The sequence below is a fragment of the Nonlabens spongiae genome, from assembly GCF_002117125.1.
GTDB classification, from domain to species: domain Bacteria; phylum Bacteroidota; class Bacteroidia; order Flavobacteriales; family Flavobacteriaceae; genus Nonlabens; species Nonlabens spongiae.
In genome coordinates, this window is the sequence record NZ_CP019344.1 from 712,124 (window position 1) to 725,901 (window position 13,778).

A 13,778-nucleotide genomic window follows, 5' to 3' on the forward strand; every position below is an offset into this window, starting at 1 on the left:
TTTAACCTCTCAGTTAATACCGATTTAACTACCTCGATCATCATGCAGAATTTCGGCTGGCGTTAATGTTCCCATAAAGTGATCTCGTGACCATTTTTTCCAAGGTCTGCTTAAGAGGTTCATCGTTACTACCAGTCACTTTCTGAAGGTTTAAAAGCGCGTATTGTTGTATCGTGAGTAGCGGTAGGGCAATTTGTTCTCGCTGCTGGATGCTGGCTTTACCTACCGGCTCATTCTGCATTAAATTTTCCATACCCGTGAGCCTGAGCAAGTAGTTTTTTGAGCGTTTATATTCTTCAAATATCATGTTCCAAAATTCCCCATACTCTTCATCGTGACTCATATATTTAGTTAAATCAAAGAATGACTTGGTTATACTCATCATGCTGTTAAACAGTAGTGTACGGAAGAATTTATTATTTGTATAAAGATTTTCTATACTTGACCATTCTCCATTTTTATCGGCTTTTTCAAGTGCTGTTCCCACGCCGTAGAAACCTGGTACATTTTGTTTGAGTTGACTCCAGGATCCTACAAATGGAATGGCTCTCAAATCTTTAAATTCGAGAGTCTTTTTATTCCCTCTTTTACTCGGTCTGGAGCCTATATTAGTCTTGGCGTAAAATTTCAGCGTACTCATGTTTTCCAAATAAGGTAAGAATTTGGGATGCTGTTTGAACTGCTGATAAGCTTTATAACTAGTTTGAGCGAGTGATTCCATCGTTTTATAAGCTTCATCTGAGAAATCATTGCTTTTTGCATCGTATACACCATTAGTAACGCCACTACTGATCAGCTGCTCGAGATTGAACTGACAGCTGTCTAGCGTTCCAAATTTGCTGCTTATGGTTTGTCCCTGTACAGTAAGCTGTATTTCATTAGACTCGATCTTTGAACCCATACTGGCATAAAACTGGTGTGTTTGCCCACCTCCTCTTGCGGGTGGTCCTCCCCTGCCATCAAAAAAGGTAACACTCACTCCATGCTTGCGACAGATCTCGGTTAGTGTTTCTTTAGCTTTATATATAGACCAGTTTGCCATAAGATAACCGCCATCTTTAGTTCCATCGCTGAAGCCCAGCATAATGTCTTGTTTATCGCCCATGTGTCTTATGTGCGCTCTGTAATCTGGGTTTGCAAACAAGGCATCCATAATCTCTGGTGCATTTTGAAGATCGGGAACGGTTTCAAATAAAGGCACCACATGAACCTGCGGCTGGTCTGCCATGAGTAAGCGCAACATTGCATATACCTCAAGGATATGACTGATCTTCTGGCTGTTTGATATGATATAACGGTTGCAACCTCGTGTGCCGTTTAATTTTTGAACCTGCTGCTGCGTTTGCATACTTCCCAAAACGCGTTGCACACTATCATTTTCAATTTCAGAAATCTGTGTCACGTTCTGAAGCTGAGTGAGAATATTTATTTTCTTTTTTTCTGTTAGCTTGTAATAGTTGCTTAGGTTCAAATCAGTAAATTGATTGAGCTTCACTAACTCATTTACGATTTTCTCAAAAGCTTCATCGTGAATGCTACTGTCCTGCCTAATGTCCAATACGGCAAAATGAAGCCCAAAAAGCTGGATCCTGTGAATCAATTTATCGATCAGATCCGTAAAGAGTGCGTTGTGCCTAAGAATTACTTCTTTTTTTACGGACTGAAGTTCAACGATTAAATCTCCTGCTGTAAAGTCCAGCTTCTCTTTTACCGATATCGCCTGATAGACCTTGCGCTGCAACGCTAAAAGTCTATCGTGTACTCCTCTAAAGGTGATTCTACGGGTAATTTTGCGCAAATCACGGTAGTAGTTACGCAGCACGGTAGATCGCAAGCGCAACGCTACTTTGAGTGTGATCTCATTTGTGACAAAAGGATTTCCATCACGATCTCCACCCGGCCAGAAACCGATCTCCACCAGTGGATTGCTAAAATCATCTGACGGGTCGATGTTACTTTTTACGTAATCGTAGATATTACCCATGGCGTGATAAAACACATTTTCCAGATACCAGATCAGGCTCACGGCCTCGTCATAAGGCGTAGGTTTTTCTTTCTTGAAAAAAGGTGTTTTCCCTAGTTGGGATAGCAACAGTTTAATTTGAGTGATATCATTTGCGGCAACAGCTTGACTAAGGTCATTGATAATTCCTAGAACTTCATCAGGGTAAAATTGCGTAGGATGCGCTGTAAGTACCGGGCGTACTTTAAAATTATTCAGGTATTGTTTGAGATCCACAGATTTTTGTAGGGCTTCTGCTTCCTCTTTTACATTTTTGAGTGTTCCCCTACCCTCTAGGTTGTTTACTTTAGAAAATGCGGCATCTTCAATGGCATCAAACAATACCACTTGTCGCTCGATGTACTGAATGAAACGGAACAACATCGCATGCCGTTCTTCAAGTTCGGCGTCAGGCATATAGCGTTGAAAAAAATATTGAACGATCTCCTGTGGATTCTTACCGCGCTCAAACCCATCCCTACAAATTTTATGAAAAAGCGGCAGTAAACTACCCGTATTTGAAATGTCATCAAAGGGCAGCGTCATAAAGATTCCGTTGAAAATCTGATACTTTGAGGCAACTTCTTGTTCAAAAATATCGATGGGAGTGCGATTCTGCATGGTTATAATTATTTGGGATTATTGGTTTTGGCTTGGATAATTGTGATCGCATCGTTAACGGTTTGCATATTTTCCATGTCCTCCTCGTTTAGCATGATATCAAATTCATCTTCCACATCCAGCGCGATATCAACTAGGTGGGCACTATTGATATTGAGATCATTCATGAGGTGACTGGTAGGCTCTATAGCGTCTGGAGCAACATCTTGCGGCAGGTACACCTTCACGATGTTATATAGCTTCTCTTGTATCATGTTCAAAGGTTAGCCCATAAAATTAGCGCAATTGCGTCAGGAAATTGTATAAGAAGTCATAAGATGTTGTTCGTGATCTGGAGTAGTTTGTTTTGCACGCTTTCGCGAAAGCGGGATTCCATCCTGATTACATAAAAATTACAGGCTTTCCGATCCACAGGAATATAATCGTGAGGTAAGTCCAGAGCGCTATAAAGATTATATGCACCATAGTTTCAAATCTTTTACCCTTCCATAATAGTGGTGAATAAACGAAAAACTGAAACATTAATCGAATGATCCAAAATGTCCCTAATCCCAAACATACTTTATTTCCCAGCCGTGTAGAAACCATTTCATTTGAAGAAGTTAGACACAGTAGTCCGACTAAAAATAATACCAATGCGAGAAAAAACGTGTGCACGATCATCATTTGCCTATTGATTAAGCTTAAATACCTAAGTTCTTGTTTCCAATTGAAATATCTAGCAAAAAAAACGTGAATGCCAGCAAGAGCGATTAGAATAAATCCTATGATTTGAAGATGTAATTCCATATCAATAAACCTCAAAAATGGACATGAAAGGTGTGAATTTTATCTCATTTATATTTCGGAAACCTGCTGTTTTAAAAGACTTGCGCCATTTAACACTGGAAAAGAAATGAGTGAATCCCACGGTGAATGCTAGAAAATTAGGCAAGTCTCTCAAGTGTTCGACCATGATAATTCTACCCTCATTCTTAAGTACACGTCCACATTCTTTTAAAAAAGTGATTCGTTCATCGTTATTTCTAATTTCATGAATTGCAGAAATAAGAAATATATAATCAACCGTATGAGCTTTAAGCGGAAGACTATGACTCGATATCCGTTGAGTATAGGGATAGATATTGCTGACCTTTCTAGCCCTTACGATCGCTGGCTCCGTATGACGATCAGGATTGTAAAAATCATAGACCTTTAAGTTTGATTGAGGAAGCTTGTCTTTTATTATAAAACTTGTTTCATCAAAACCTGCATTAATGTTTATGATAGTGTTATTTTTAGAATCCTTAAAATCAAACTGATCCAGCCATCTAAACTCATAAAACCCAGAATAATCATAAATGTAAGCTGATACAATTAAGGGCACTAATAATCCATAAGTAAAACCTAAAACCAGAATTACCGTATAATAGGTGCTCAACTCAAAATATAAAACAAGGGAAATCAGAAGTGTTAAGGAAGCTACTCCAATCACATAAAAATGCCGATTAAAGCTCAAGATATTCAAGACTCCTTGAAATTTTCTTCTTTTCATTTCCAGCGTTCTATTTTTCCCTTATCCCAATGATAATCCACATTTTTAATTTCAAAAGCATTTGCAAGGACTGCAGATTGTAGTTTGAGGTCTTCAATAAACATGAATTGAGAATCTAAGACTTGAACGGGTTGCGGTTTCCAGTTTTTGCGCCTTCCTAATATAGTTAGTATCGTATTGGCCCTAGAATCTATGGTAAAAGTATGCGGCAACGGGCCAGCAAACTTACGTGCTTCTTTCCAGTCTGAAAATGGAGAGTACTCTGGAAGTTCAGTTTCAAGTCCACCCGATCTTAAACGAACCTTAAAATTTGATTTCTTTGAAAAGATCGATTTAGAATCTTCATCCTCTTTTATCGTGATATCTGTCGTCGTGTAGTTGTAATGGGTAAATAGATTACCCATGACTTGCATTTTCAACTTATCAGTTTCCGACTTCAAGATATACAAGCCCCTCAAGTTTTTTCCTGACTGATTTCTGTACCTCACAAAAATCCTGTAACCAATCAAGAAGAAGTCATTTCCCATAAATTTTGGAAAGCCTTTAGGTCTAAGTTGTTTAGTTTGAACCATAGCCACAGCAATGAAACCCCATTTGTCATTAAAAGTGTCTAGTGTGAGTGGCTGTGGAATTAAATGCTTTAATTCTTCTTTTTTTATAGCATAGGTGAAAACAATAGAGCTTTTAAAATGAGCCTGAACTGTAAAAGGATGGTTTTTTAGAAAATTCATCGTGTAAGTTCGTTTTCAAATTTGTTGAGAATAAACTCATTATAATAAACAAGTCCAGAGAAGATCAATGCAAATACGATATTCCACCGCCCCCATAATAGCAGTTCTGGAACTATCGTGAATTCAATAATATTCATGGTCATCACTACCACGATTTGACTTATAGCATTCCATTTAGAGCGGTATCTAGATAATATCCAGCCAACCATGATCAATTCTGAAATCCCAATGAGTATGGTTAAAATCCTAGAATGCTCATTGCCTAATAGTTCGCTCACAATCATTTCATGCCTCGGTACAACATTCAAAATTTTACAGATTAAACCATTTACAAACCAAACCAATGCGATCAGGATATTTAAGAACAAATTCAAATAGGTTTTTCTCATTGATATGGCAAATTGGAGATTTGGTAAGTCGTGTGAATATAGCAAACCTCTAGCGATCAACTGTCACTTGTTGCGACATCTCACCCCTCTAACATACCATTAACCCCTATTGCGTAGCTTAATGGCTAACTTCGACACTTATTTTATAAACGCCATGCAAACACTCAAAATCGCTTTAGACTGGACTTTTAATACAAATCACCTCGCTTTTATAATTGCTCAAGAACAGGGTTTTTATAAGGGCGAACAAATTGAAATAGAGTTCATTACACCAGATCAAGACAACTATAAAATTACCCCAGCCAAAAAGGTCGAGAATGGTCAAGCACATATTGCTTTGTGCCCGCTGGAAAGTGTTTTATCCTATCAGACTAAGGCAAATCCCTTCCCGCTTATCGCCATAGCTGCCGTGTTCAACAAGGATTTGAGTGCCATCGCCTGTAAAAAAGGAATTGCAAAAAGTCCTAGAGAACTGGATGGTAAATCTTATGCATCCTACAACGCGCGTTATGAAGATGCCATCCTGCGCCAAATGATCAAAAACGATGGCGGTCACGGCACGGTACGCATCATTTTTCCTGATAAACTGGGGATCTGGGACACCATTGTGAATGGTACGGCTGATAGTACCTGGATATTCACAAACTGGGAAGCTCTCGAAGCAGAAGAAAATGGCGAGGAACTGGAGCTTTTTAAAATGAGTGAATATGGGATCCCCTACTCCTATTCACCGGTGGTTTCAGCAAATCAAACTCACGTATTGGAAAATAAACAGCTGTATAAAGATTTTCTAAAGGCTACTGCTCAAGGTGCCGCTTTCGCGAAAGCAAAACCAGAACAATCTGCGCATATTTTAAAAAAGTACGTTCCTAATGACTGTAAAATCGACCTGCTGAAGAGCATCAAGTTAACCAATGAAGTCGTACCAGAATCTTCTGATTGGGGAAAAATGGAGATAGATAATGTCAATCGTTTCTTGAATTGGCTCTATGAACATGGACTCAGTACAAGTGATATAGAAACTTCCCTATTGTTTACTAATGAATTCTTATCCTGATGTCACCCGAGCAAATTCACGAGAAACAAAAAGCATTTTTTGAAACTAGGGCGACATTTAATATTGACTACAGAATCAATGCATTAAAAAAGCTCCAAAAAACTATAAAAGCTAGTGAGCGCGATATTTTTGATGCGCTCAAAAAGGATCTGGGCAAAAGCAATTACGAGAGCTTCCTCACTGAAGTTTATGTAATTCTAAATGAACTTGATAAATATATTAAAAACACAAAGAGCTACGCAAAACCTAATCGGGTTCGCCCTAGTATCCTCAACTTTCCTTCTACGGCAAAGATTTACAAAGAGCCTTATGGAAACACGCTGGTCATAGCGCCCTGGAATTATCCATTTCAGTTGGCACTGGGTCCCGTAATCGGCGCGATCGCTGCTGGTAATACGGTCGTTTTAAAACCTAGCGAGTTTGTACCCGCCACCTCAAAAGTTCTAGTAGAAATCGTCTCTGAGAGTTGTGAAGCAGATCATGTGAGTGTGATACTGGGCGATGCAAATGTATCTCAAAAACTCACTGCCTTAAAATGGGACTACATCTTTTTCACGGGAAGCCCCAAAGTAGGCAAGATTATCTATAAAGCTGCTGCAGAACACATGACACCGGTGACACTGGAATTGGGCGGCAAAAACCCATGTGTGATTCATGAGAGCGCAAATATACCGGTAGCTGCGAGGCGTATCGCGTGGGGAAAGTTTCTTAATGCAGGACAGACCTGTATCGCGCCTGATTATATACTTTGTCATAAATCGGTCAAAGTCGAGTTTACCGAAGCGCTCAAAAAATCAATAATTGAATTTTATGGAGAAAACCCGCAACGATCTGATGATTATCCACGCATCATAAGGGAGGAACATTTTGAAAATTTGGTGGGACTTTTAAAAGATGAAACAGTTATCCACGGTGGAAATCATGATAAAGATAACCTCTACCTCGAGCCGACTCTGGTAGATGAGCCTAGTCTAAATTCTAAGGTGATGGCAGATGAAATTTTTGGACCTATTTTACCGATTCTTTCCTACGAGACGACTGAGGATATTTCAAATATTATCAAGCGGTATCCCAAACCTCTGGGAGGCTACTGTTTCACTGAGGATAAGTCGTTTGCAAGCTGGTTCATTGATCGTTTTTCCTACGGTGGCGGTGTGATCAACGATAGTATTGTGCAATTTATAAATGAGCGTTTGCCATTCGGCGGTGTGGGAGACGGCGGTATAGGCGCCTATCACGGAAAAAAATCTTTTGAAACTTTCTCACATCACAAAAGTATGGTGCACCGACGCACTTGGCTCGATATCAAAATAAAATATCCGCCTTATAATGGGAAACTCAGCAAAATCCGCAAGATGCTTAAGTGGGTTTGAAGAATGATTTGGAGTCAATTCACTTGTAATGATGTGTCAAACCTGCTCTTAGCACATCTTGAACTAAGCCGGTAATCTCACAAAAGTTTGATAAGGTGTGGTTAAGGTGATGTTATTACGCTTTCGCGAAAGCGAGACCACCACTATTTTTAAACAAAAACCATGATCAAAGAAGGAACACGCGTAAAATGGGAATGGGGAAACGGAACTGCCGAAGGAAAAGTACAGAGCACGTTTACTAAAGAAGTAACCCGCACGATCGACGGCAATGAAGTAACTCGTAAAGGTGAAGAAGGTAATAAAGCCTTATATATCAAACAAGATGATGGTGATCATGTCTTGAAACTTGAGAACGAGGTAGAGCGTGCAGACTAAAGAATATTCACTAATTTTAGCTCTTCACAATTAATTTTTATGACCTTATTTACTTTGTCAAATTTTTCAAATCAAGAGTGCTTGATGTTTATTATACTGATGTTAGGTGGTGGTGCGGTTTTATTTAAACTCTACAAAAAATATGTGTCCAGCACATCTGAGAACCCAGCTGATAATTCTCGAGTGGTCATCAAAATTGACCGGAAAGGCAACCACCGCTACGATACTTTGCCAGAAACAGATAATGAGGATCTAGAACTGTGGATCAAGATCATTCTTGCCATTGCTGCTCTAGCCTTATTTTTCATACCCATTGATTTCCTCTTAAATAAAAGTTGACATGGCAGAATTAGTTAGAATTTATCCAGACAATCCCGATTTTAGATTGTTGCGTAAAATCACAAAGGATATGCGTGACGGTGCGCTGGTGATTTACCCAACTGATACGGTCTATGGTTTAGGCTGTGATATTAATAATAAATCAGCATTAGAAAAGGTAGCTCAGTTACGCGGAGTGAAACTTGAAAAAGCAAATTTCTCATTTATCTGTGAGGATTTGAGTAATTTGAGTGACTATGTGAGTCAGATTGACTCGCGTACTTTTAAAATCCTTAAACGCAATTTACCTGGTCCCTATACTTTTATTTTACCTGGAAATAATAACTTACCTACAGTTTTTAAAAAGAAAAAAACGGTAGGGATAAGAGTTCCAGATAATTCTATTGCTACGGGATTAGTTCATGCCTTGGGAAACCCTATCATCTCAACTTCGATAAGAGATGAGGATGAAGTCATTGAATACACAACTGACCCAAGTTTAATTCTTGAAAAGTGGGAAAAACAAGTAGATTATGTGATCGACGGTGGTTACGGTGGCAATATTGCATCAACCATAATTGACTTAACTGGAGACGAACCTATTCTTGTGAGGGAAGGTTTAGGAAGTGTGGATCTGTAGTTTTTTATTCAGTTTCTGAGCGTTCTTTTTCTATTTTCAGAATGTTGTTCTGAATGTCTTTCATGATCCATTTGCCCCACCATCCAGCATAAAAATTAAAGGTGGTATTCATTTTAAAATGGCTGTAAAGGTGCAGTCTATGTTTTCCATCAGCTAGTTTTTCCAACTCGTAAGTCCCGTTTAAAACATCAAAATAATCGCCTCCTATCACTACATGCTCGTCGAGTGTAGTTGAAGGAATCTCATGGGGATAAGCCTTGATTGTGAATACCATTTTCTCATTATCTACATATTCCGTTACGGTTTCATGAAACACAAGTCCTTTTGTAAATATGGCTTCCCGATAAGCTCCTACTCCTTCATAGTTTAATTCAGCTTTTACGGGTCGTGGAAATCCTAAAAATCGGGTTAGGTGTCCAGTGTCCTGTTCTAGTTCAATAGCCTCTACCCTAGTTACATTATCCCAGATCTTTTCAGCTGGGGCATTTATGTCGATATAGGTATAAGCTTTATAGGTACCTGGAATGGTTTCAATCATATTTTCCAAGGGAGCTATAATAAATGGGATCAAAACCAAAATTGAAATATTGAGCCTGTCATTTCTTTTATAGCATTTCAAATACCCGCCGACTAGACCTCCAAGCGATCCAATTATGAAGAATACTGGCAAAATCATTATCCAACAAGCCCAGCCTTCAATTTGTAGCATTAAAGTGACTATTACAAACAAGATTATAGGTACCCAAGGCATGAAAACACGATAGAGCATACTGCTAGCTTTATCTACGGAAGATAGATACACCGTTAACGCACCGACTATTCCAGGAAGTATAAACAAGAAACTAACCGTCATTACGGATAGAAGTTCACCCCAAGCCCCAGTTTCTAGACCAAATAATATTCGTGTGATTAATGCATATAAAAGCGGTATTCCTATAACAACAAGAATGACTTTGATTCTTTTACTCATGGTCGGTTATTTCTTTTAAATGATTAGACAATTATAAGAAATCCTGCTTATTCTGAAGATCTGAAAGTTTCACACAAATAAATTGAATGTTCCATCAATTGCGATTAGTAATTTATAGTGTCGCTTATAACTAAAAAAACCGCTCCAAATTGAGGAGCGGTTTTAGTTTTAGTTGACTAATATTAATCAATCTATCTAGCAATGAAACGTTTAGTCATAATTTGATCACCAGCTTTAACCCGTAGTAGATAAACTCCCACTGATAAATCGGATACATCCATTCTGGATCGTAATTTACCGGAGTGGATCAACTGACCTTGAAGATTTAGAACTTCAAATGAAACTTTATCTCCTAGAGAATGCTCTACATTCAATATTCCATCCGTCACAGGGTTAGGATACAATCTTAAGCTTACATTCAAAGGTGGTGCAACAGCATCAATTTCTCCAGCAAAAGAATTTGTAGTACCACAAGGACCTAAATTAACCCATGAGCTTGCAGCACGCTCGTAAAGTGAGCCATTGTATGTCACACGATCTCCTACAGAATATGAAGTGCTTGAACTCCATGGAGCGACACCTGCACAAGGATCTGCCGAGCCAGTCGAAATACTTAGATTATCAACCGCCATATCACCTTGCCACGTAGTCCCAGTAGTACCATTCAACCGTATCTGTACCGAAGTTCCCACAAAACCACTTAAGTCAATAGATGCTGCTTGCCAGCTGTTGCCTTGATTGCCACTACGAGACCAGAGTTGCGTCCATGAGGTTCCACCGTCTGAACTGATGTCTACTCTCAAACTTCCCATAGCACTGCTTCCAAACATGTGATAATTAAAGGTCAAGGTAGCCGCCTCTGTACCCAGGTCGATACAAGGCGAGATCAATCGTGCGGTATCTACGTTATTGTTAGGAGCAGAAGATTCCATATACACATAGTGCGATCCTTCATTTGCACTGCTAGGTCCAGTATTGCTACTAGGTGTACCACCAGTGCGTCTGGTCCAGTCAAAATCATCATTAGTATCTTGTGACCAGTTCCCAAGGTTTGAATTCCAACCTTGAGCATATGGAAGCGAAGCCGTAGCTGTACAACCTGAGCTCGCTTCAGGCAGCGTAGTAAAGTTGGCAGCTTGGGATAAAGCACTTGTGTTATTTGCCGCATCTCTTGCAGCTACACGCACACTATAACTGGTATTAGCTACTAGTCCTGTTAGGTTTGCAGATGTTCCTTGAACGGCTCCAAGTACATTTCCATTGAGGGTAACCTCATATTCCACAACACCCACATTATCAGAACTTGCTGCCCAACTCACGTTTGCAGTGTCTTGAGTGACGTTACTTACGTTCAATCCAGTTGGAACGCTTGGGGCCTGAGAATCGCCGGCTCCCACAACGACGGTATAATCTTCTACTTCGCCATAGTCAAAACTTTCACAAGCGGTAGGCGTTCCATTGTATTTCATGGAAACTCGCATACGGGTCGCTCCTGGAGTTGCATCATTAGGAACAGAAACAGTACCGCTTACGGGAGTATTTGAAGTTGCTCCTTGCGACCATACCTGCTCGTCAGCATCATTAAAGTCTCCATCTTGATTCCAGTCGATCCATGCGGCATAACCTTCACTATAAACCGTTCCCGTCCAGGTAGGTGTCACGGTAAGCGTGTAAGAAGTTCCTGCAGATAGATTTGTGGAAGTCCCGGTATAATCTGTATAACCTCCAGAACCTGCACCACTGGATTGATCAATGGAATTGAATTGAACCCTGCCTATATATTCATCATTGACATTGTTCCCGTTGGAAGAACAGTAAGCTACGTTCGTCGTACTGAAATTGATGCTGCTGGAATAATTACTTTGTGAACCGTCACTACACACGCTGCGCACCTGTGCTTCATAATCAGTGAGCGTTTGTAGACCTGTGAGGGTTGCGGTTGTACCGTTTATGGTGCCGGTGGTCCATGTAGATGTTCCGCTTTCGCGAAAGCGTACTACATAACTAGCACTTGTAACGGCATTCCATGCAAGAGATGCCTCAGTAGCACCAGCGCCAGTCACATTCAATCCTGTAGGAACCGTAGCCACGCAATTTTGAACTTGCTGGGAAACACCGCTCAAGATCAGGGTATAATTTTGGCTACCTCCCGAAAGGCTACCTTTATGCGTAACTCTTATGGTGTATGTCCCGCTCGCGTTTGCAACGCTGATGCGCTCATAAGGATCGCGGGTATTGTCCCCTAGCCCATTTGTCGTAACACCCGTCAAACGCCATGGTTCATAAGTCGTACCTGCTTTGATCACACGTATGTCGAGGTCGTTCACAAGTCTGGCGGTATTGCTGTTAGTCGCCGTTGTAGCAGTTCCAGGCAGATCTGTCCAAGATATGGAAGCCATAAGATCGTTGACTCCATCACTATTTACCGTGATCTCGTAGGTCTGGCCATTAGTCAATGTCAATTCAGAAATCTCTGAACCTACACCATCATTTGAAATGAGTTCAGCAGCTCTTTTTGTGTTCATCAATCCCCAACCAAAAACTGGGTCAGGACCCGTTACTCCAGCATCATCTGCCGTGTGCAAGGCAAGACCTTTTAAACTGGCTGCTCGCATGTAATTGCCGTTAAGCTGATTATAATGTTGCTGTAACAACAACAGAGAGCCAGTGACATTAGGTGATGCCATAGATGTTCCCGTAATTGAATTATAAGCGGTATCACTGGATTCATAAGTTGAGTAAACGCCAGTACCATTACCAGTAATATCTGGTTTGATACGAAGATCATCAGTAGGCCCCTCGCTGCTGCTTGAATTGATGCTCACACTTATCAGGTCTCCAGCTGAATTAATAGTTGCGTCTTGAGCATTGGCAACTACCAAATTGTTCTTAGACGTGCTGTGTCCAGTGAGTTTGTCATAACTACTGTTTCCGCCCAACGGACTGCCATTGTAACTGTTTGCATTTCCATCGTTACCCGCAGCGACTACCATGAGGTAATAAGGAGCGTTGTACATGATCTGATCCCAATCGCGGCTTTCGGTAATGTAAGCACCGAAATAATAGTCAGGAACCAGATCGCTTCTAAAACCGTAGCTGTGATTAGAAAGTAACATACCGTTTGCTGCCTGACTGGTAGCCTCACTTTTATCATTGTTCCAGTCATGACCCACAGCCAGAGCCTGTGGAGCCATTCCTTTTGCCGAAGCTACTGCGCCATAAGCCATAATGGTACCAGTTACATGAGCAGCATGATAATTAAGTGTAGAACTATTATCACCTACACTAAAACGATTGTTCCCACCAGGACCATCATATTCTTGATGGCTTGCCCTAGCTAAACCACCATCCCAAACATAAGCGGTCATGTTCTGACCTTCTACATTGAGTCCCAGGCCGCCGTTACTATGCAGAAAGTTTGTGCGGGTACTGCGGGCTGCAGCCACATTATAAGTAGCATAATAAATAGGAGCTCCCGTTACAGGATCAATATATTGCAGTTCGATCAATGTACCGTCCTTGAGCTCTTTTCTCAAGGGGATGTTATTTGATTTAGCGTACTGTTCTATTTCACTTCTTTGTTGTATTATTTTTTTATCGATTTGTGATTTGACCTGCTGAAGAGCAGATTGATCGTATCGAGATACGATCACTTCCCGCTCAGCAGGAGATTGTGCCATTGAAGTCCATGAAATACCTATCAGCATCATAGACATCATTAAAAGAGACTTTTTTCTCATAATTAATGGTTTTTAGATTAACATGATC

The 13,778-nt window shown here is 40.3% G+C and carries 12 protein-coding genes; 5 read left to right on the top strand and 7 right to left on the bottom strand.

Going from position 1 to position 13,778, the window contains the following annotated elements; translation table 11 throughout:
• Window positions 1-40: 40 nt before the first annotated feature.
• From BST97_RS03280 to BST97_RS03305, 5 genes are all read right to left on the bottom strand, one after another.
• Complete coding sequence (locus tag BST97_RS03280; RefSeq protein ID WP_085765897.1) at window positions 41-2,623, bottom strand: phosphoenolpyruvate carboxylase; 2,583 nt, start codon at window positions 2,621-2,623, stop codon at window positions 41-43.
• 8 nt (window positions 2,624-2,631) lie between these two features.
• Window positions 2,632-2,877 (bottom strand): acyl carrier protein, encoded by a 246-nt coding sequence (locus BST97_RS03285; protein ID WP_085765898.1) that lies wholly within the window; start codon window positions 2,875-2,877, stop codon window positions 2,632-2,634.
• A 536-nt stretch (window positions 2,878-3,413) separates the two neighbouring features.
• Window positions 3,414-4,157, bottom strand: a complete 744-nt coding sequence (locus BST97_RS03295; protein WP_245833647.1) for a class I SAM-dependent methyltransferase — start codon at window positions 4,155-4,157, stop codon at window positions 3,414-3,416.
• On the bottom strand, window positions 4,154-4,888 hold the full coding sequence (locus BST97_RS03300; RefSeq protein ID WP_085765901.1) for a DUF2071 domain-containing protein: 735 nt from the start codon (window positions 4,886-4,888) through the stop codon (window positions 4,154-4,156). Before BST97_RS03300 ends, BST97_RS03295 begins: the two co-directional genes overlap by 4 nt.
• On the bottom strand, window positions 4,885-5,277 hold the full coding sequence (locus tag BST97_RS03305) for a DoxX-like family protein (RefSeq protein WP_085765902.1): 393 nt from the start codon (window positions 5,275-5,277) through the stop codon (window positions 4,885-4,887). Before BST97_RS03305 ends, BST97_RS03300 begins: the two co-directional genes overlap by 4 nt.
• A 154-nt stretch (window positions 5,278-5,431) precedes the next feature.
• Here BST97_RS03305 and BST97_RS03310 point away from each other — a divergent pair, with 154 nt between their 5' ends.
• From BST97_RS03310 to BST97_RS03330, 5 genes are all read left to right on the top strand, one after another.
• On the top strand, window positions 5,432-6,334 hold the full coding sequence (locus BST97_RS03310) for an ABC transporter substrate-binding protein (protein ID WP_085768141.1): 903 nt from the start codon (window positions 5,432-5,434) through the stop codon (window positions 6,332-6,334).
• Window positions 6,334-7,707, top strand: coding sequence for an aldehyde dehydrogenase (locus BST97_RS03315; protein ID WP_085765903.1), 1,374 nt, complete (start codon window positions 6,334-6,336; stop codon window positions 7,705-7,707). Before BST97_RS03310 ends, BST97_RS03315 begins: the two co-directional genes overlap by 1 nt.
• A gap of 162 nt (window positions 7,708-7,869) precedes the next feature.
• A complete protein-coding gene (locus BST97_RS03320) occupies window positions 7,870-8,082 on the top strand; it encodes a hypervirulence associated TUDOR domain-containing protein (RefSeq protein WP_085765904.1) in 213 nt (70 codons plus the stop codon).
• A gap of 84 nt (window positions 8,083-8,166) precedes the next feature.
• Window positions 8,167-8,421, top strand: a complete 255-nt coding sequence (locus BST97_RS03325) for a hypothetical protein (protein ID WP_085765905.1) — start codon at window positions 8,167-8,169, stop codon at window positions 8,419-8,421.
• A 1-nt stretch (window position 8,422) separates the two neighbouring features.
• Window positions 8,423-9,040, top strand: a complete 618-nt coding sequence (locus BST97_RS03330; protein WP_085765906.1) for an L-threonylcarbamoyladenylate synthase — start codon at window positions 8,423-8,425, stop codon at window positions 9,038-9,040.
• Between the two features lie 4 nt (window positions 9,041-9,044).
• Here BST97_RS03330 and BST97_RS03335 read toward each other — a convergent pair whose 3' ends face one another.
• Window positions 9,045-10,010 carry an SRPBCC family protein gene (locus BST97_RS03335; protein WP_085765907.1) on the bottom strand — a complete coding sequence of 322 codons (966 nt, stop codon included), beginning with the start codon at window positions 10,008-10,010 and terminating at the stop codon, window positions 9,045-9,047.
• A gap of 191 nt (window positions 10,011-10,201) precedes the next feature.
• A complete protein-coding gene (locus BST97_RS03340; RefSeq protein WP_085765908.1) occupies window positions 10,202-13,750 on the bottom strand; it encodes a GEVED domain-containing protein in 3,549 nt (1,182 codons plus the stop codon).
• Window positions 13,751-13,778 lie beyond the last annotated feature (28 nt).

Coding starts and splice junctions, on each gene's coding strand:
- BST97_RS03285 (WP_085765898.1), bottom strand. CDS start 2,877: ATGATACAAGAGAAGCTATATAACATCGTGAAGGTGTACCTGCCGCAA.
- BST97_RS03330 (WP_085765906.1), top strand. CDS start 8,423: ATGGCAGAATTAGTTAGAATTTATCCAGACAATCCCGATTTTAGATTG.
- BST97_RS03320 (WP_085765904.1), top strand. CDS start 7,870: ATGATCAAAGAAGGAACACGCGTAAAATGGGAATGGGGAAACGGAACT.
- BST97_RS03295 (WP_245833647.1), bottom strand. CDS start 4,157: ATGAAAAGAAGAAAATTTCAAGGAGTCTTGAATATCTTGAGCTTTAAT.
- BST97_RS03340 (WP_085765908.1), bottom strand. CDS start 13,750: ATGAGAAAAAAGTCTCTTTTAATGATGTCTATGATGCTGATAGGTATT.
- BST97_RS03315 (WP_085765903.1), top strand. CDS start 6,334: ATGTCACCCGAGCAAATTCACGAGAAACAAAAAGCATTTTTTGAAACT.
- BST97_RS03335 (WP_085765907.1), bottom strand. CDS start 10,010: ATGAGTAAAAGAATCAAAGTCATTCTTGTTGTTATAGGAATACCGCTT.
- BST97_RS03310 (WP_085768141.1), top strand. CDS start 5,432: ATGCAAACACTCAAAATCGCTTTAGACTGGACTTTTAATACAAATCAC.
- BST97_RS03300 (WP_085765901.1), bottom strand. CDS start 4,888: ATGAATTTTCTAAAAAACCATCCTTTTACAGTTCAGGCTCATTTTAAA.
- BST97_RS03325 (WP_085765905.1), top strand. CDS start 8,167: ATGTTTATTATACTGATGTTAGGTGGTGGTGCGGTTTTATTTAAACTC.
- BST97_RS03305 (WP_085765902.1), bottom strand. CDS start 5,277: ATGAGAAAAACCTATTTGAATTTGTTCTTAAATATCCTGATCGCATTG.
- BST97_RS03280 (WP_085765897.1), bottom strand. CDS start 2,623: ATGCAGAATCGCACTCCCATCGATATTTTTGAACAAGAAGTTGCCTCA.